Annotated in this window: 16 protein-coding genes; 1 reads left to right on the forward strand and 15 read right to left on the reverse strand. The window is 73.7% G+C overall.

Annotated elements, in window-relative coordinates; translation table 11 throughout:
• Positions 1 to 40: 40 nt before the first annotated feature.
• From LFA75_RS00795 to LFA75_RS00805, 3 genes are read right to left on the reverse strand one after another with little or no spacing between them, the layout of a single operon-like run.
• On the reverse strand, positions 41 to 1,030 hold the full coding sequence (locus LFA75_RS00795; RefSeq protein ID WP_225231878.1) for an aldo/keto reductase: 990 nt from the start codon (positions 1,028 to 1,030) through the stop codon (positions 41 to 43).
• Entirely contained in the window at positions 1,027 to 2,289 is a 1,263-nt protein-coding gene (gene hisS / locus LFA75_RS00800; protein WP_225231879.1) for a histidine--tRNA ligase, read from the reverse strand. The genes LFA75_RS00795 and hisS overlap by 4 nt, the downstream gene beginning before the upstream one ends.
• The gene (locus LFA75_RS00805) at positions 2,286 to 2,969 is read right to left on the reverse strand and encodes an MBL fold metallo-hydrolase (RefSeq protein WP_225231880.1); all 684 of its coding nucleotides are present in this window, start codon (positions 2,967 to 2,969) and stop codon (positions 2,286 to 2,288) included. The genes hisS and LFA75_RS00805 overlap by 4 nt, the downstream gene beginning before the upstream one ends.
• Before the next feature lie 482 nt (positions 2,970 to 3,451).
• Here LFA75_RS00805 and LFA75_RS00810 point away from each other — a divergent pair, with 482 nt between their 5' ends.
• On the forward strand, positions 3,452 to 4,075 hold the full coding sequence (locus LFA75_RS00810) for a peptidylprolyl isomerase (protein WP_225231881.1): 624 nt from the start codon (positions 3,452 to 3,454) through the stop codon (positions 4,073 to 4,075).
• 211 nt (positions 4,076 to 4,286) lie between these two features.
• On the opposite strand, the gene LFA75_RS00815 is transcribed toward LFA75_RS00810, so the two are convergent.
• The 12 genes from LFA75_RS00815 to LFA75_RS00870 all read right to left on the reverse strand — a co-directional run bounded on the left by LFA75_RS00815 (position 4,287) and on the right by LFA75_RS00870 (position 16,345).
• Positions 4,287 to 6,716: a RelA/SpoT family protein gene (locus tag LFA75_RS00815; RefSeq protein ID WP_225231882.1), complete on the reverse strand. Its 2,430-nt coding sequence runs from the start codon at positions 6,714 to 6,716 to the stop codon at positions 4,287 to 4,289.
• Positions 6,717 to 6,803: 87 nt separating this feature from the next.
• Positions 6,804 to 7,376 carry an adenine phosphoribosyltransferase gene (locus LFA75_RS00820; protein ID WP_318249949.1) on the reverse strand — a complete coding sequence of 191 codons (573 nt, stop codon included), beginning with the start codon at positions 7,374 to 7,376 and terminating at the stop codon, positions 6,804 to 6,806.
• Positions 7,373 to 8,776: a protein translocase subunit SecF gene (gene secF / locus LFA75_RS00825; protein ID WP_225231883.1), complete on the reverse strand. Its 1,404-nt coding sequence runs from the start codon at positions 8,774 to 8,776 to the stop codon at positions 7,373 to 7,375. The genes LFA75_RS00820 and secF overlap by 4 nt, the downstream gene beginning before the upstream one ends.
• Positions 8,773 to 10,530, reverse strand: a complete 1,758-nt coding sequence (secD, locus tag LFA75_RS00830) for a protein translocase subunit SecD (RefSeq protein WP_225231884.1) — start codon at positions 10,528 to 10,530, stop codon at positions 8,773 to 8,775. Before secD ends, secF begins: the two co-directional genes overlap by 4 nt.
• Before the next feature lies 1 nt (position 10,531).
• Positions 10,532 to 10,900: a preprotein translocase subunit YajC gene (yajC, locus tag LFA75_RS00835; RefSeq protein ID WP_225231885.1), complete on the reverse strand. Its 369-nt coding sequence runs from the start codon at positions 10,898 to 10,900 to the stop codon at positions 10,532 to 10,534.
• 152 nt (positions 10,901 to 11,052) lie between these two features.
• Entirely contained in the window at positions 11,053 to 12,132 is a 1,080-nt protein-coding gene (ruvB, locus tag LFA75_RS00840) for a Holliday junction branch migration DNA helicase RuvB (protein WP_225231886.1), read from the reverse strand.
• Complete coding sequence (ruvA, locus tag LFA75_RS00845; RefSeq protein ID WP_225231887.1) at positions 12,129 to 12,776, reverse strand: Holliday junction branch migration protein RuvA; 648 nt, start codon at positions 12,774 to 12,776, stop codon at positions 12,129 to 12,131. The genes ruvB and ruvA overlap by 4 nt, the downstream gene beginning before the upstream one ends.
• Positions 12,777 to 12,783: 7 nt before the next feature.
• On the reverse strand, positions 12,784 to 13,374 hold the full coding sequence (ruvC, locus tag LFA75_RS00850; RefSeq protein ID WP_225231888.1) for a crossover junction endodeoxyribonuclease RuvC: 591 nt from the start codon (positions 13,372 to 13,374) through the stop codon (positions 12,784 to 12,786).
• Positions 13,375 to 13,449: 75 nt separating this feature from the next.
• Positions 13,450 to 14,208, reverse strand: a complete 759-nt coding sequence (locus LFA75_RS00855; RefSeq protein ID WP_056299502.1) for a YebC/PmpR family DNA-binding transcriptional regulator — start codon at positions 14,206 to 14,208, stop codon at positions 13,450 to 13,452.
• A gap of 55 nt (positions 14,209 to 14,263) precedes the next feature.
• A complete protein-coding gene (pdxT, locus tag LFA75_RS00860; protein ID WP_225231889.1) occupies positions 14,264 to 14,869 on the reverse strand; it encodes a pyridoxal 5'-phosphate synthase glutaminase subunit PdxT in 606 nt (201 codons plus the stop codon).
• Positions 14,866 to 15,765 (reverse strand): pyridoxal 5'-phosphate synthase lyase subunit PdxS, encoded by a 900-nt coding sequence (gene pdxS, locus LFA75_RS00865; protein WP_225231890.1) that lies wholly within the window; start codon positions 15,763 to 15,765, stop codon positions 14,866 to 14,868. Before pdxS ends, pdxT begins: the two co-directional genes overlap by 4 nt.
• A gap of 55 nt (positions 15,766 to 15,820) precedes the next feature.
• A complete protein-coding gene (locus LFA75_RS00870) occupies positions 15,821 to 16,345 on the reverse strand; it encodes a LemA family protein (protein WP_225231891.1) in 525 nt (174 codons plus the stop codon).
• Positions 16,346 to 16,367: the final 22 nt, after the last annotated feature.

The raw sequence follows: 16,367 nt of genomic DNA on the forward strand, positions 1-16,367 counted from the left end.
TCGGGGCGGCGGGGTGGGACAGGACGCAGAGAGGTGGGACCTACCAGCGGGCGTGCACGTGGGCGCGGATGCGCTCGTCGTACACCCGCTCGAGGTCGGCGAGCTGGCCGTCGGTCAGCGGGGCGAGCGAGGCGGCGGCGACGTTGCCGAGCACCTGCTCGACGTTGCGCGCCCCGGGGATGACGCTGGTGACGCCGGGCTGGTCGATCACCCAGCGCAGCGCGAACGCCGCGGTGGTGGCCCCCTCGGGGGCGATCGCGGCGACCTCGCGGGCGGCGGCCAGGCCGACGTCGTAGGGCACGCCGGAGAACGTCTCGCCGACGTCGAAGGCCTCGCCGTTGCGGTTGAAGTTGCGGTGGTCGTCGGCGGCGAACGTCGTCGACTCGTCGTACTTGCCGGTCAGCAGACCGCTGGCCAGCGGCACCCGGGCCAGGATGCCGACGCCGGCGCGGGCCGCGGCGGGCAGCAGCTGCTCCAGCGGCTTGCGCCGGAAGACGTTGAGGATCACCTGGATGGACTGCACGCCCTCGTGCTGGAGCGCGGTCAGGCCCTCCTCGACCGTCTCGACCGAGACGCCGTAGGCAGCGATCGAGCCGTCGGCGACGAACCCGTCGAGGGTGTCGTAGACCCGCTGGTCGGAGTAGACGGCCGGGGGCGGGCAGTGCAGCTGGACCAGGTCGAGGGTGTCCACGCCCAGGTTGCGGCGGGACCGGTCGACCCAGGCCCGCAGGTTCTCCGGCGTGTAGGTGGCGGCCTCGAACGGGTCCGCGCGGCGGCCGGCCTTGGTGGCCACGAACGGGCGGTCCGACCGGGGTGCCAGGGCCTGCCGGATCCGCTCCTCGGAGCGGCCGTCGCCGTACACGTCGGCGGTGTCCAGCAGGGTGACGCCGGCGTCGAGGGCGGCGTCCAGGACCTCGGCGGCGCCCTCGGAGCTGACGTCGCCCCAGTCCCCGCCGAGCTGCCAGGTCCCAAGACCCACGACGGACACATCGGCACCGGTACGACCCAGGGGGCGCTGCTCCATGCTCATGCCCCCACCGTCGCACGCACCCGGTCGACCAGCTCGCCCAGGGGCACGGCCACCTGCTCGCCGGTGGCCATCGTCTTCAGCTGCGCGACGCCGTCGGCCAGGTCCCGGTCCCCGACCACGACGACCTGGGCCGCACCCGATCGGTCGGCGGCCTTCATGGCGCCCTTGAGCCCGCGGTCGCCGTACACGGTGTCGGCGGACACCCCGGCGGCGCGCAGCTGGCCCACCCACCGGACGGCGAGCTTCTTCGCCTCGGCGCCCAGCGGCACCACGAAGGCCTGCACGCCGGACTCGACGGCGATGTCCAGGCCCTCGGCCTGCACCGCGAGGATGGTGCGGTCGACCCCGACGGCGTAGCCGATGCCCGACACGTCGGGCCCGCCCAGCGCGGCGGACAGCCCGTCGTACCGGCCGCCGCCGCCGATCCCGGACTGGGAGCCCAGGCCGCCGTGCACGAACTCGAAGGTGGTCTTCGTGTAGTAGTCCAGCCCGCGGACCAGCCGGGGCGCCTCGACCCAGGCCACGCCGAGGTCGGCCAGGTGCTGCCGGACGGCGTCGTAGTGCGCCTTCGTGGCGTCGGAGAGGTGGTCGACCATCAGTGGGGCGTCGACCAGCTGGGCCTGCACCTCGGGGCGCTTGTCGTCCAGCACCCGCAGCGGGTTGATCCCCGCCCGGCGCCGGGTGTCCTCGTCGAGGTCCAGCTTGGCCAGGAACGCCGTCAGCAGCTCGCGGTACTGCGGCCGGCAGGTGCTGTCGCCCAGCGACGTCAGCTGGAGCTCGTACCCGGTGAGGCCCAGGTCGCGGTAGCCCTGGTCGGCCAGGGCGACCACCTCGGCGTCCAGCGCCGGGTCGTCGATGCCCAGGGCCTCGACGTCGACCTGGGTGAAGTGCCGGTAGCGGCCGGCCTGCGGGCGCTCGTAGCGGAACGCCGAGCCCACGCTCCACAGCTTCACCGGCAGCGGGCCGGAGTAGAGGCGGTGCTCGATGAAGGACCGCATCAGCCCGGCGGTCAGCTCGGGCCGCAGGGTCAGCGAGCGGCCGCCCTTGTCGGTGAAGGTGTACATCTCCTTGCTGACGACGTCGGTGGACTCCCCCACGCCGCGGGCGAACACCGCGGTGTCCTCGAAGACCGGGGTCTCCACGTAGCCGTAGCCGGCCCGGCGCAGCGGCGCGGTCAGCGTCTCGCGGACGGCGAGGAACCGCGCGGAGTCCGGGGGCAGGACGTCGAAGGTGCCCTTCGGGGCGACGAGGTCGCTCACAGCCCGCGGCCCTTCGGCGCGGCCGAGGCCTCGGCCAGGTAGGGGTTCGTGGCCCGCTCGCGCCCGATCGTGGTGGCCGGGCCGTGCCCGGGGAGGACGACGGTGGCGTCGTCCAGCGGCAGGACGACGTCGCGCAGCGAGCCCAGCATCGACTCCCACGACCCGCCGGGCAGGTCGACCCGGCCGACCGACCCGGCGAACAGCACGTCGCCGGCCAGCAGACCCGGGGAGTCGTCGAGGTCCAGGGAGAACATCACCGAGCCCTGGGTGTGGCCCGGGGCGTGCCGGACGGTGAGGTCGACGCCGGCCAGCGACAGGGTGGCGCCGTCGTCCAGGGCGAGCACGTCGGCCGGGTCGGGCAGCCGCACCCCGGAGATCAACGGGGCCAGGGCCGGGCCGTGCCAGCGCGCGGGGTCCGAGAGCATCCCGGAGTCGGCGGGGTGCAGGTAGGCCGGGATGCCGTACCCGTCGCAGACCGGCAGGACCGAGAACGTGTGGTCGAGGTGGCCGTGGGTCAGCACGACGGCGACCGGCTTCAGGCCGTCGGCGGCGAGCATCTCCGCGAGGGGCTCGACGGCCTCCATGCCGGGGTCGACGACGACGCACTCCGACCGCGGGCCGGACGCCACGGCGTAGCAGTTGGTGCCGAACGCGCCGGCGGGGAAGGAGCGGATGAGCACCTGCGCAGGGTACGTGCCACCCCCGACACGACCGGCGTCACAGCAGACCGCCAGGAAGGGTTGCCTAGACTCGGCACCCGTGGTCAGCAACAAGCAGCGCCGTCAGAACGCCCAACGTCACCTGCAGCGGCAGCTGGAGCGGCGGGCGGCCCAGCAGCGTCGCCGTCGGCGCAACGTCCTGATCGGGGTCACCGTCGCCGCCGTCGTGGTGGTCGTCGGTGCCGCCCTGCTGGTCACCGGCCTGGGCGGGGACGACGACAGCTCCACCGCCTCGGCCAGCTCGAGCGCGGCCACCTCCGCCCCGGCCGCCCCNAATGGAACGTGCAGCGCATAGTGAGACAACTACGCGATGTTAGGTACAGGGGCGTTTATGGATATGTTATGTAGGAACGCCACCGGACACGAGAGCTGCATTATTTTTTTTTTTTAAATGACACGGCGCCCCCCGAGATCTCCACAAGGAGTATCGTCGGCAGCGTCAGATGTGTATATGTTTCTTGGCCGGCCCGGGCGCCGAGCGGGCCGGCCAGACCACCACCGCCGGGGCGTGCACCTACACCTACGACGCGCAGGGCAGCTCCGGCACCTTCGCCGTCGACGCGCCCACCGGTGACCTGCCCACCGGCACCCAGGCCGAGACGATCTCGACCAGCGCCGGCGACATCGGCATCACGCTGGACTACACCGGCCCCGGCGCCTGCGCCGCGGACAGCTTCGCCACGCTGGCCTCGCAGAGCTTCTTCGACTCGACGCTGTGCCACCGGCTGACCACCTCCGACGGCCTGAAGGTGCTGCAGTGCGGCGACCCGTCGGCGACCGGCTCCGGTGGCCCCGGGTACTCGTTCCCGACCGCCGTGGCCGGCTCGGAGACCTACGGCCGCGGCGTGCTGGCGATGGCCAACGCCGGTGACGGCACCGACGGCAGCCAGTTCTTCCTGGTCTACGGCGACAGCCAGCTCGACCCGGCCTACACCGTCTTCGGCACCATCGACGAGGCCGGCCTCGGCGTCCTCGACCAGGTCGCCGCGCTCGGCACCGCCGACGGCAGCCAGGACGGCCAGCCCGCCACCGCGGTGACGATCGCCGGAGTGACCCCCGCCGGCTGAGCTCATCGCGATCCTCCGGATCGCACCGCGGCCGTCCCGACGACGGGAGGGCGCCGAGGAACGAGGCGTCCTCCCCGAGGAGGGACTCGTCCCCGTCCCGCCGACGGTCAGGGGCCGAGGCACGAGCGCCCCTGACCCGAGGCGGGAGCAGCGTCGCTCGTCGCCCCCGGGGCACGGCTCCTGGCCGCGGTGCGATCCGGAGGATCGCAATTCACGCCGTGACGCGCTCCACGTCGAAGACGCCTTCCACGTTGCGCACCGTCTGCAGCACCGCGCCGAGGTGGGCCGGGTCGGCCAGCTCGAAGGTGAACCGGCTGATGGCCACCCGGTCGCGGCTGGTCTGCACCGACGCCGAGAGGATGTTGACCCGCTCGTCGGCCAGGGCCTTCGTGACGTCGGAGAGCAGCCGGTGCCGGTCGAGGGCCTCGACCTGGATGGCGACCAGGAACACCGCGCCGGGCTGCGCGGCCCAGGCCACCTCGACCAGCCGCTCGGGCTTGCGCTGCAGGTCGTCGGCGTTGGTGCAGTCGGTGCGGTGCACGCTGACGCCGCCGCCGCGGGTGACGAAGCCCAGGATGTCGTCGCCGGGCACCGGGGTGCAGCACTTGGCGAGCTTGGCCCACACGTCGGTGCGGCCGGTGACCTCGATGCCGGGGTCGCCGCTGGCGGTGCGGGCCACCGAGCGGCGGGTGGGGATGGCGGTCTCGGCGATGTCCTCCGCGGCGCCCTCGGAGCCGCCCAGGGCGACCAGCAGCTTCTCCACGACCGAGGACGCCGAGAGGTGGTTCTCCCCCACCGCGGCGTAGAGCGCGCTGACGTCGGCGTGGTGCAGGTCAGCGGCCAGCGTGCTGAGCGCGTCGCCGCCCATGAGCCGCTGCAGCGGCAGGCCGGCCTTGCGCATCGCCTTGGTGAGCGCGTCCTTGCCGGCGTCGACGGCGTCCTCGCGGCGCTCCTTGGTGAACCACTGCCGGATCTTGGTGCGCGCCCGGGAGGACCCGACGAACTCCAGCCAGTCGCGGCTGGGGCCGGCGGTGGGCGACCGGGAGGTGAAGACCTCGACGACGTCGCCGTTGGCGAGCTTGCTGTCCAGGGACACCAGCGAGCCGTTGACCCGGGCGCCGATGCAGCGGTAGCCGACCTCGGTGTGCACCGCGAAGGCGAAGTCCACCGGCGTGGACTGCTCGGGCAGGCTGATCACGTCGCCCTTGGGCGTGAAGACGAAGACCTCCTGCGGGCCCAGGTCGTAGCGCAGGGTCTCCAGGAACTCGCCGGGCTCCTGCGCCTCGCGCTGCCAGTCCAGCAGCTGGCGCAGCCACAGCATGTCGTCGCCGGTGGACCCGGGCTTCATCGGCGTGACCGGGCCGCCGCCGCGCGCCTTCTCCTTGTACTTCCAGTGCGCGGCGATGCCGTACTCGGCCGTGCGGTGCATGTCGTGGGTGCGGATCTGCAGCTCGACCGGCTTGCCCTGCGGGCCGATCACCGTCGTGTGCAGCGACTGGTACATGTTGAACTTCGGCATGGCCACGAAGTCCTTGAAGCGGCCGGGGACCGGCTGCCAGTGGGCGTGCATGATCCCCAGCGCCGCGTAGACGTCGCGGACGGAGTCCACCAGGATCCGGATGCCGACGAGGTCCCAGATGTCGGTGAAGTCACGGCCGCGGACGATCATCTTCTGGTAGATCGAGTAGTAGTGCTTGGGCCGGCCGGTGACGGCGGCCTCGACCTTGGCTGCCTTGAGCTGCTCGGTGACCGCGCTGGTCACCTCGGACAGGTAGGTGTCCCGGGACGGCGCCCGCTCGGCGACCAGCCGCACGATCTCGTCGTAGCGCTTGGGGTACAGCGTGGCGAACGCGAGGTCCTCCAGCTCCCACTTGATGGTGTTCATGCCCAGCCGGTGGGCCAGCGGCGCGAGGATCTCCAGCGTCTCGCGGGCCTTCTTCTCCTGCTTCTCCGGCGGGAGGAAGCGCAGGGTGCGCATGTTGTGCAGCCGGTCGGCCAGCTTGATGACCAGCACCCGGGGGTCCTTGGCCATCGCCACGATCATCTTGCGGATGGTCTCGGCCTGGGCGCCGTCCCCGAAGCTGACCTTGTCGATCTTGGTGACGCCGTCGACGAGGTGGGCCACCTCGGGCCCGAAGTCCGCGGTGATGGTGTCCAGGGCGACCCCGGTGTCCTCCACCGTGTCGTGCAGCAGCGCGGCCACCAGCGTGGTGGTGTCCATGCCCAGCCCGGCCAGCACCGTGGCCACCGCGAGCGGGTGGGTGATGTAGGGGTCGCCGGACTTGCGCTTCTGGCTGGCGTGCGCGGCCTCGGCCACGTCGTAGGCCCGCTGCAGCAGGGCCAGGTCGGCCTTGGGGTGGCTGGAGCGGTGCAGGGCCGCCAACGGCTCCAGGACGGGCCGGACGACGGTCGAGCGCTGGCCGGCGACGATCCGGCGGGCCAGCCGGTCGCGGACCCGCCGACGCGGGACCGACTCCAGCGCGGTGCCCTCGTCGACGACCTCGAGCGGGGCGTCGCTCGGGACGTCGGTCGGCCGGGCGTCGGGCAGCTGCACGGCCGGCCGGTCGGGCAGCGCGGCCCGCGGCGTCGGGTCGGCCGGTGCAGCCCCGGACGCGGCAGGGGAAGCCACCTCGGATGCCATGGCCACTCCTGGGTCCTGGGGGGACTGGACCCACACCATGCTAGCCACGCCCTCCCGGCGGCGGACCGCTCGGGAGGGTGACCTGCGTCAGGTGGTCCAGAGGGCGTGCACGGTGTGCGGCGCCACCCGCTGCCGGCCGCCGAGCGCCGGGAGCTCGATCACCACCGAGACGGAGGTGACCACCCCGCCGACCCGCTCGACCAGCCCGATGGCGGCCTCCAGCGTGCCGCCGGTGGCCAGCACGTCGTCGACGACCAGCACCCGCTGGCCCGGGGTGATCGAGTCGGTGTGCAGCTCGAGGGTCGCCGTCCCGTACTCGAGCGTGTAGTCCGCCGAGACCGTGGACCGCGGGAGCTTGCCGGCCTTGCGGACCGGCACGACGCCGGTGCCGGCGACCACCGCGACGGCGGCCGCGAGCAGGAAGCCGCGGGCCTCCACCCCGACCACGACGTCGAACCCCGGGTCGTCCGGCCCGGTCCGCAGCGCCGCGCCCCGCGGGTCCTCCAGCACCGACCCGGCCAGAGCCTCGGCGACCTGCCGGAACGCCGAGGCGTCGGCGAACACCGGCGTCAGGTCGCGGAACACCACCCCGGGCTCCGGGAAGTCCGGGATGTCGACCGCGATGGAGGCGATCAGCTCCGCGAGCGGGGTGGTGCTCACCGACGCTTCTTGCCGCCGCCGGGCCGCTGCGGCCGGGCGCCCGGCTTGGGGGCCGTCGCCGTCCGGGTCACCGAGGCCGGCGACTCGACCTGCTCGAAGGACTCCGGGCGCTCGGGCAGCTCGTCCCGGTCGACCAGGGCGGTCGCCGAGCGGGCCGGCCGGGCCCGCCGGGCGCTGGCCACCGGGCCGGCCGCGGTCGCCCCGCCGGCCGCGCGGGCGTCGGCCGCGCGGCGGGCCAGCACCCGCTTGCGCAGCGCCTGCACGCCGGGCTCCCGGGCCTTGAGGTCGGCCAGCACCGGGGTGGCCAGGAAGATCGAGCTGTAGGTGCCGGCGGCCAGGCCGACGGTGAGCACCAGGGCCAGGTCCTGCAGGGTGCCGACGCCGAGGACGACGACCCCGACGACCAGCAGCCCCAGCACCGGCAGCAGCGCGATGACCGAGGTGTTGATCGAGCGCATCAGGGTCTGGTTGACCGCGAGGTTGGCCGCCTCGCCCCAGGTCATGCGGGCGCCCTTCTCCAGGTCCTTGACGTTCTCGTCGACCTTGTCGAAGACCACCACGGTGTCGTAGAGGCTGAACCCGAGGATGGTCAGGAAGCCGATGACGGTGGACGGCGTGACCTCGAAACCGACGATGGAGTACACGCCGGCGGTCAGGATGATGTCGTGCGCCAGGGCGACGATCGCGCCCACGGCCATCTTGGGCTGGAAGCGGATGGCCAGGAACACGACCACCGCGGCCAGGAAGACCAGCAGGGCGATCAGGGCCTGGTCGGTGATGTCCCGGCCCCAGTCGGCGCTGACCGACTCCGGGCTCACCTGGGCGTCGGTGACGCCGGCGGCATCGGCGATGGCCGACACCACGGTCGCCTCGGCGGCGTTGTCCAGCGTGCCGGTGCGCAGCAGCACGGTGTTGCCGCCGACGATCTGCGCGGTGGAGACCTGCGCGCCGGCCTCCTCGGCCGCCTCGCGGATGTCGGCCAGCTGGGACGTCGAGGCCGGCACCCGGAAGCTGTTGCCGCCCTCGAAGTCGATGCCGAAGTTGAACCCGCGGAAGATCATCGACGCGACGCAGACCAGCACCACGACGGCGGTGACCTTGTACCAGAACCGGCTGCGCCCCACGACGTCCAGCCCGGCCTCGCCGTTGTAGAGCCGGTGGGCCAGCGACGCCTTCCGCGGCGCCGTCCGCACCGCGGCGGAGTCGGCCGGGGTGTCCCCCTCGGTGGGCAGCCCGGCGTCCGCCAGGGCGCCGTCGTCGGCGTCCCGCGCGGCGTCCTCCCGGATGTCGGCGTCGGACTCGTCCGGCGTCTCGTCGGCGTCGGTCCCGACCGGGACGTCGGGCCCGTCGACGGGCTCCTCGGCGGGGTCGCTGCCGCCGTCGCGGGGGGTGCCGGTCATCGGTCGCTCCTGTCGCTGGCCGTGCTGGCCGTGCTGGCCGTGGGCCGCTGACCCGGCCGCGGCGCGGTCGTCGCGCGGCGGGTGACGTCGACGGCACCGAGGCCGGAGAACCGGCTCGAGCCGAACGAGCGGAACCGGCTGAGCACCGCCATCAGCGGGTGGGTGAAGAGGAAGACCACGAGCAGGTCGAGCACCGTGGACAGGCCGAGGGTGAACGCGAAGCCCTTCACGTCGCCGATCGCGAGCAGGTAGAGGATCGCGGCGGCCAGGAAGCTGACCGAGTCGGCGCTCAGGATCGTGCGCCGGGCGCGGACCCAGGCCCGCGGGACGGCGCTGCGCAGCGTCCGTCCCTCGCGGATCTCGTCCTTGAGTCTCTCGAAGTAGACGACGAAGGAGTCCGCGGTGATGCCGATGCTCACGATGAACCCGGCGATGCCGGCCAGGCTCAGCGTGAAGCCGATCTCCCGGCCCAGCAGGACCAGGCTGGCGTAGACCACGACCGCGGACAGCAGCAGGCTGGCGATCATGACCAGGCCGAGCGCGCGGTAGTAGAGCAGGGCGTAGAGGAACACCAGGGCGATGCCCACGGCCCCGGCGATCAGGCCGGCGCGCAGCTGCTCGCCGCCCAGCTCGGTGGTGATCGTCTGCGCGGTGGCCTGGGTGAAGGTCAGCGGCAGCGCGCCGTACTCCAGCTGGTTGGCCAGCGTCTGCGCCTCGGTCTGGCTGAACGAGCCGGTGATCTGGGTGGTGCCGCCGGTGATCGCGCTGTTGATGGTCGGGGCGGACACGACCCGGCCGTCGAGCACGATGCCGACCGCGCTGCCGACGCTGGCGGTGGTGTAGGCCGCCCAGGTTGAGGAGCCCTGCGAGGAGAAGTCGACGTTCACGACCCACTCGCCGGTCTGCGCCGTGGTGCCGGCGCTGGCCGAGGAGACCTCGGTGCCCTCGACGACGGCCGGGCCCAGCAGGTACTTGGCGGTGCCGTCCTCCGAGCAGGCGGCGAGGTAGGACTCGGCCAGGTCGACGTCGCCGGTGGAGGTGTCGTCGGCCGAGCAGATCAGGGTGGCGTACTCGGCGGCGGCCTGCTCCTGGGTCAGCGGGGTCGCGGCCGCGCCGTCCGTGGTCCCGTCGGTCGACCCGTCCGTCGCGGCGGGGGCAGTGGTCGCCGCGGCCGGGTCGGTGGTCGGCGTCGCGTCCGTGGCCGGGGCGGTGGTGTCCTCCGCGGCCAGCGAGTCCGGGGCGACCGAGCTGGTCGCGGCCGGGTCCGTCGTCGGCGCTGCGGGGTCCGTCGTCGGCGCTGCCGGGTCGGTCGTGGGCGCTGCCGGGTCGGTCGTGGGTGCGGCCGGGTCCGTTGCCGCCGGATCGGTGGCCGTGGTGGCCGCCTCGGGTCCGCCGACGACCGGCCGGAAGCGCAGCTGGGCGGTCTGGCCCAGCTCGCGGGCCTGGTCGCCGTCCTCGCCGGGCACCGAGATGATGATGTTGGAGTCACCCTCGGTGACCACCTCGGCCTCGGCGACGCCGAGACCGTTGACGCGCTGCTCGATGATCTGGCGCGCCAGCTCCAGGTCCTCGCGGCTGGGGGTGCCGCCACCGGGGACCGCGGCGGTGAGCGTCACCGTGGTGCCGCCCTGCAGGTCCAGACCCAGCTGCGGGGTCCGCTGCGAACCGGTGAGGAAGATCAGGCCGTACATGAGGGCCACGATCAGGATGAACGCCCCGAAGTACCGGGACGCCGGGAGCTGGCGGGAGGCCATGTCAGTCCTTGCGGTCGGTGGTCGAGCCCGGGTCGCCGTCGCCGTCCACGTACCCGGTGCGCTCGGCCGTCGGCGGGACGACCTCGCCGGCCTGCGCGTCGAGGACGGCGCCGTCCTTCGTGCGCACCTCCATCACGGCCGGGCGGGCGAAGGTGGCGACGACGCCGGGGGCGATCTCGATGTCGACGGTGCCCTCGCCGATCGCGGCGACCGTGCCGTGCAGGCCGCTGGTCAGCATGACCGGCGTGCCGACGGTCAGGGACTCCTGCAGCGCCTGGGCGTTGGCGGCCATCTTCTTGCGCTGCCGGGCAGGCAGGACGATCAGCAGTGCGAAGGCGAGCACCAGCAGGATCAGCGGGAAGAACTCCACGGTTGTCGTGCCTCTCCACCGCGCAGGGTTCGCGCGGTCGTTGTGGCCACCGGGGGGCGGCCACGTCGGGGACGTCGGCTGCGGTACGCCCGCAGGCGTGACCGGGCCAGGGCGCACCTCACCCAGGGGCGGGCGCTCCGGCGCCGAGGAGTCTAGGCGTCGAACAAGGTGGGCGACGCAGGCTGGTCACCCGGCGTGCCCCCGCGCAGCCACACGCCGTCGGGCACGGGCAGCCCCAGGTGGGTCCAGGCGGCCTCCGTGGCGACCCGCCCGCGGGGGGTCCGGGCCAGCAGCCCGGCCCGTACCAGGAACGGTTCGCACACCTCCTCGACGGTGTGCGGCTCCTCCCCCACGGCCACCGCCAGGGTGGCCACGCCGACCGGCCCGCCGTTGAACTTGGCGACCAGGGCATGCAGCACCTCGCGGTCCAGCCGGTCCAGGCCCAGCTCGTCGACGTCGTAGAGCGCCAGCGCGGCCCGGGCCACCGCCCGGGTCACCCGGCCGTCGGCGCGCACCTCGGCGTAGTCGCGCACCCGGCGCAGCAGCCGGTTGGCGATCCGCGGGGTGCCGCGGGAGCGGCCGGCGATCTCGGCAGCGCCCTCGGCGTCGATGGCCACCCCCAGCAGGTCAGCGCTGCGGCGCAGCACCAGCTGCAGGTCCTCGGTCGAGTAGAACTCCATCTGGCCCACGAAGCCGAACCGGTCGCGCAGCGGACCGGTCAGCAGGCCGGCGCGGGTGGTGGCCCCGACCAGCGTGAACGGCGAGATCTCCAGCGGGATCGCGGTGGCACCGGGCCCCTTGCCGACCACGACGTCGACCCGGAAGTCCTCCATCGCCATGTAGAGCAGTTCCTCGGCGGGCCGGGCGATCCGGTGGATCTCGTCGATGAAGAGCACGTCGCCCTCGCCGAGGTTGGACAGCATCGCGGCGAGGTCCCCGGACCGCTCGATCGCCGGGCCCGAGGTGATCTTCACGGTGGTGCCGAGCTCGGCCCCGATGATCAGCGCCAGCGACGTCTTGCCCAGGCCGGGCGGTCCGGACAGCAGCACGTGGTCCGGCGGCCGACCGCGGCGCTTGGCGCCCTCGAGCACCAGGTCCAGCTGCCGGGCGACCTTCGGCTGGCCGACGAACTCCCCCAGCGAGTGCGGGCGCAGCGCGGACTCCACGACGCGCTCCTCGTCACCGGCCCACGGGCTCGCCGCGGAGCCGGGCTCGGACTCGGGCGAGGTCATGCGCGGCCCAGCAGCCGCAGCGCCTGCCGGAGCAGGACGGCGACGTCGACGCTGCCGTTCTCCGCGATCTGCTCGTCGACGACCGGGGCGAGCTGGGCCAGCGCGCCCTCGGCCTCGCGCACGCTCCAGCCCAGCCCGACCAGGGCGGTGGTGAGCTGGTCGCGCCAGGGGGCGACCGGGGCGACCTGGCGACCGGTGGCACCGGCCGCGGCGCTGGCGGCGTCCAGGCTGGTGTCCCCGGTGGGCGAGCCCAACCGGTCGCGCAGCTCCAGGACCAGCCGCTCGGCGCCCTTCTTGCCGATGCCGGGCACCTGCATGAGCGCCTTGAGGTCGGCGGTGGCCACCGCCCGGCGCACGTCGCGCGGCGGGTGGATCGCCAGCACCGCCTGGGCCAGCCGGGGGCCGACGCCGTTGGCGGTCTGCAGCAGCTCGAACAGCTGGCGCTCGTCGTCGTCGGCGAAGCCGTAGAGGGTCAGCGAGTCCTCGCGCACCACCAGGCTGGTCGCCAGCCGGGCGTCCTCGCCGACCTGCAGGCGGGCGATCGTGCCCGGGGTGCACTGCACGGACAGGCCGATGCCGCCGACCTCGACGACGGCGCCGTCCGGGGAGACCGCGGCCACCCGTCCCGCGACGCTGGCGATCACGAGGCCATCACGACACGCTCCCGATGCCCTGCCAGCGGCTGGCCCGCACGGCCGGCCGCGGTGCGGTGGTCAGCGGGCCCTGCGCGATGCCGGCGCCGGTGGCCAGCGCGGCGACCCGCAGCCGGTCCTGGGTGGGGCCGCGCCAGACGTGGCAGACCGCCAGCGCCAGCGCGTCGGCGGCGTCGGCGGGCCGGGGTGGGGTGTCCAGCCCGAGGATCCGGGTGACCATCAGCGTGACCTGCTCCTTGCCGGCGCGGCCGCTGCCGGAGATGGCGGCCTTGACCTCGCTCGGGGTGTGCCAGTGCACCGGCCGGCTGGCCTGGGCGGCGGCGAGGGCGGCGACCCCGGCGGCCTGCGCGGTGCCGATCGCCGTCCCCTTGTTGTTCTGCTGGAAGACCCGCTCGATGGCCACCACGTCGGGCTGGTGCTCGCGGACCAGCGCGGTGACCGCGGTGTGCAGCTCGAGCAGGCGCAGCTCCAGGGCCAGGGTGTGGTCGCTGCGGACCACCCCGACCCCGACGGCCGCCGGACGGGCCCCGGGCCGACCGTCGACGACGCCCCACCCGCACCGGGTCAACCCCGGGTCGATCCCCAGCACGCGCACGGCTCCCCCTCGGACGAACAAGTGTTCGACAGGGTACGGGCCACCGAGGCCCGACCCGGGCGCGACACGTCAGGCGTCAGCGGCGATCTTCTCCATGACGTCGTCGGACACGTCGTAGTTGGCGTACACGTTCTGCACGTCGTCGCAGTCCTCGAGGGCGTCGATCAGCCGGAAGACCTTGCCCGCGGCGTCCTCGTCCAGCTCGACCTGCACGCTGGGCACGAAGGCGGCCTCGGCGGAGTCGTAGTCGATCCCGGCGTCCTGCAGCGCGGTGCGGACGGCGACCAGGTCGGTGGGCTCGCTGACCACCTCGAAGGTGTCGCCGAGGTCGCGCACCTCCTCGGCGCCGGCGTCCAGCACGGCCTCCATGACGGCGTCCTCGCTGGTGCCGGTCGAGGGCACGACCACGACGCCCTTGCGGCTGAACATGTAGGACACCGAGCCGGGATCGGCCATCGAACCGCCGTTGCGGGTCATGGCGGTGCGGACCTCCATGGCCGAGCGGTTCTTGTTGTCGGTGAGGCACTCGATGAGCACCGCGACACCGCCGGCGGCGTAGCCCTCGTAGGTGATGCCCTGGTACTCGACACCGCCGGCCTCCAGGCCCGCACCGCGCTTGACCGCGCGGTTGATGTTGTCGATCGGCACCGAGGACTTCTTGGCGCGCTGGACGGCGTCGAACAGCGTCGGGTTGCCCTGCACGTCACCGCCGCCGGTGCGCGCCGCGACCTCGATGTTCTTGATCAGCTTCGCGAAGAGCTTGCTCCGCTTGGCGTCGATGCCAGCCTTCTTGTGCTTGGTCGTCGCCCACTTGGAATGGCCGCTCATCGCTGCTCCTCACCTGGTGGCGCCGTCGTCGGCGCCGTCCGCACGTCTCCTCCGCTCAGGCGGCGGCGCGCACCAACTCGACGAAGAGCCGGTGCAGCCGGGTGTCGCCGGTGAGCTCCGGGTGGAAGCTGGTGGCGACGACGCTGCCCTGGCGGACCGCGACGATCCTACCGTCGGCCGGTCCGCCGGAGACCCGGCCGAGGACCTGCACCTGCTCGCCGGCCTCCTCGACCCACGGCGCGCGGATGAAGACCGCGTGCACCGGGCCACCCGGGACCCCGGCTACGTCGACCTCGGACTCGAAGCTGTCGACCTGCCGGCCGAAGGCGTTGCGCCGCACGGTGACGTCCAGCCCGCCGATGGTCTGCTGGTCGGCCGGGGCGTCCAGCAGCCGGTCGGCCAGCAGGATCATCCCGGCGCAGGACCCGTAGGCGGGCAGCCCGCCGCGGACGGCAGCGCGCAGCGGCTCCAGCAGCCCCCAGCGGTGGGCGAGCTTGGCGATGGTCGTGGACTCCCCGCCCGGGAGCACGAGGCCGTCGAGGCCGTCGAGCTCCTCGGGCCGCCGGACGGCCGACGTACGGGCGCCCTGCGCCTCGAGCACGGCGCGGTGCTCCCGGACGTCGCCCTGCAGCGCGAGCACCCCGATGCGGGGCGCGCTCACCAGCCGCGGTTCGCGTACCGCTGCTCGGCCGGGATCTGGTCGATGTTGATCCCGACCATGGCCTCGCCGAGACCGCGGCTGACCTTGGCGATCACCGACGGGTCGTCGTGGAAGGTGGTGGCCTGCACGATGGCGGCCGCGCGCTGCGCCGGGTCGCCGGACTTGAAGATGCCCGAGCCGACGAAGACGCCGTCGGCGCCCAGCTGCATCATCATCGCCGCGTCCGCGGGGGTGGCGATGCCGCCGGCGGTGAACAGCACGGTCGGGAGCTTCCCGGTGCGGGCGACCTCGAGGACCAGGTCGTAGGGCGCGCGCAGCTCCTTGGCCGCCACGTAGAGCTCGGTCTCGTCCAGGGTCGACAGCCGGCGGATGCCCGCACGGATCGAGCGCATGTGCCGGGTGGCCTCCACGACGTTGCCGGTGCCGGCCTCGCCCTTGGAGCGGATCATCGCCGCGCCCTCGGAGATCCGCCGCAGCGCCTCGCCCAGGTCGGTGGCACCGCAGACGAAGGGCACGGTGAAGTCGGTCTTGACGATGTGGTGCGCCTCGTCGGCCGGGGTCAGCACCTCGGACTCGTCGATGTAGTCCACGCCCAGGCTCTGCAGCACGCGGGCCTCGACGAAGTGCCCGATCCGGGCCTTGGCCATCACCGGGATGGAGACCGCGGCGATGATGCCGTCGATCATGTCCGGGTCGCTCATGCGGGCGATGCCGCCCTGGGCGCGGATGTCGGCGGGGACCCGCTCGAGGGCCATCACGGCGACGGCGCCGGCGTCCTCGGCGATCCGGGCCTGCGCGGCGTCGACGACGTCCATGATCACGCCGCCCTTGAGCTGCTCGGCCATGCCGCGCTTGACGCGGTCGGTGCCGGTGGTGCTCGGGGTGGTCTCGGACATGGTGGTGCCTGCCTCGGAGTCGGGTCGGTTGCGGACGACCCATCCTAGGTCCGTGTCAGCGGCCCTCCGACCGCCCGGCACCGACCACCGCGTCCAGGCCGTCGTCGATGTCGAAGAACCGGGGCAGCGGACGACGGCCGGGCAGCCGCAGCACCCGCGCCAGCGGCCGGCGGCGCAGGGCCCGGGTGTCCCGGACCGCGTCGTTGTAGAACCGGCGGGCCAGCCCGACGCGCCAGCCGGCGTCGTCCAGCTCGGGTCCGCGCAAGGACCCGGGCAGCTCCCGCAGCACGCGGCCCAGCGCGTTCTCCGCGGCCTCCCGGTCCCCGCCCGGGGGACGGCGGGACACCTCGACGGCGCCGGTGAGCGCGGCGCCCCGGTCGGGGCCCAGCTCGGCCGAACGCTCCCGGCCCACCGCGGCCAGCAGGTCGGCCCGCCGGGCCAGCGCGACGTCCAGCACGTCCCAGGCGCGGGTCACCCGGCTCTCCAGCCGGCGCAGGCGGGTGAGGGTGAACGTGACCCAGACCAGCAGCAGGACGAGCAGCACCCCGGCGACGAGGAGGGTCCAGCTGGTCGGTGCCACGCCGGAGGACGCTACCGCCGTC

The sequence above is a fragment of the Klenkia terrae genome, from assembly GCF_900491935.1.
In the GTDB taxonomy this organism is placed as follows: Bacteria; Actinomycetota; Actinomycetes; order Mycobacteriales; family Geodermatophilaceae; genus Klenkia; species Klenkia terrae.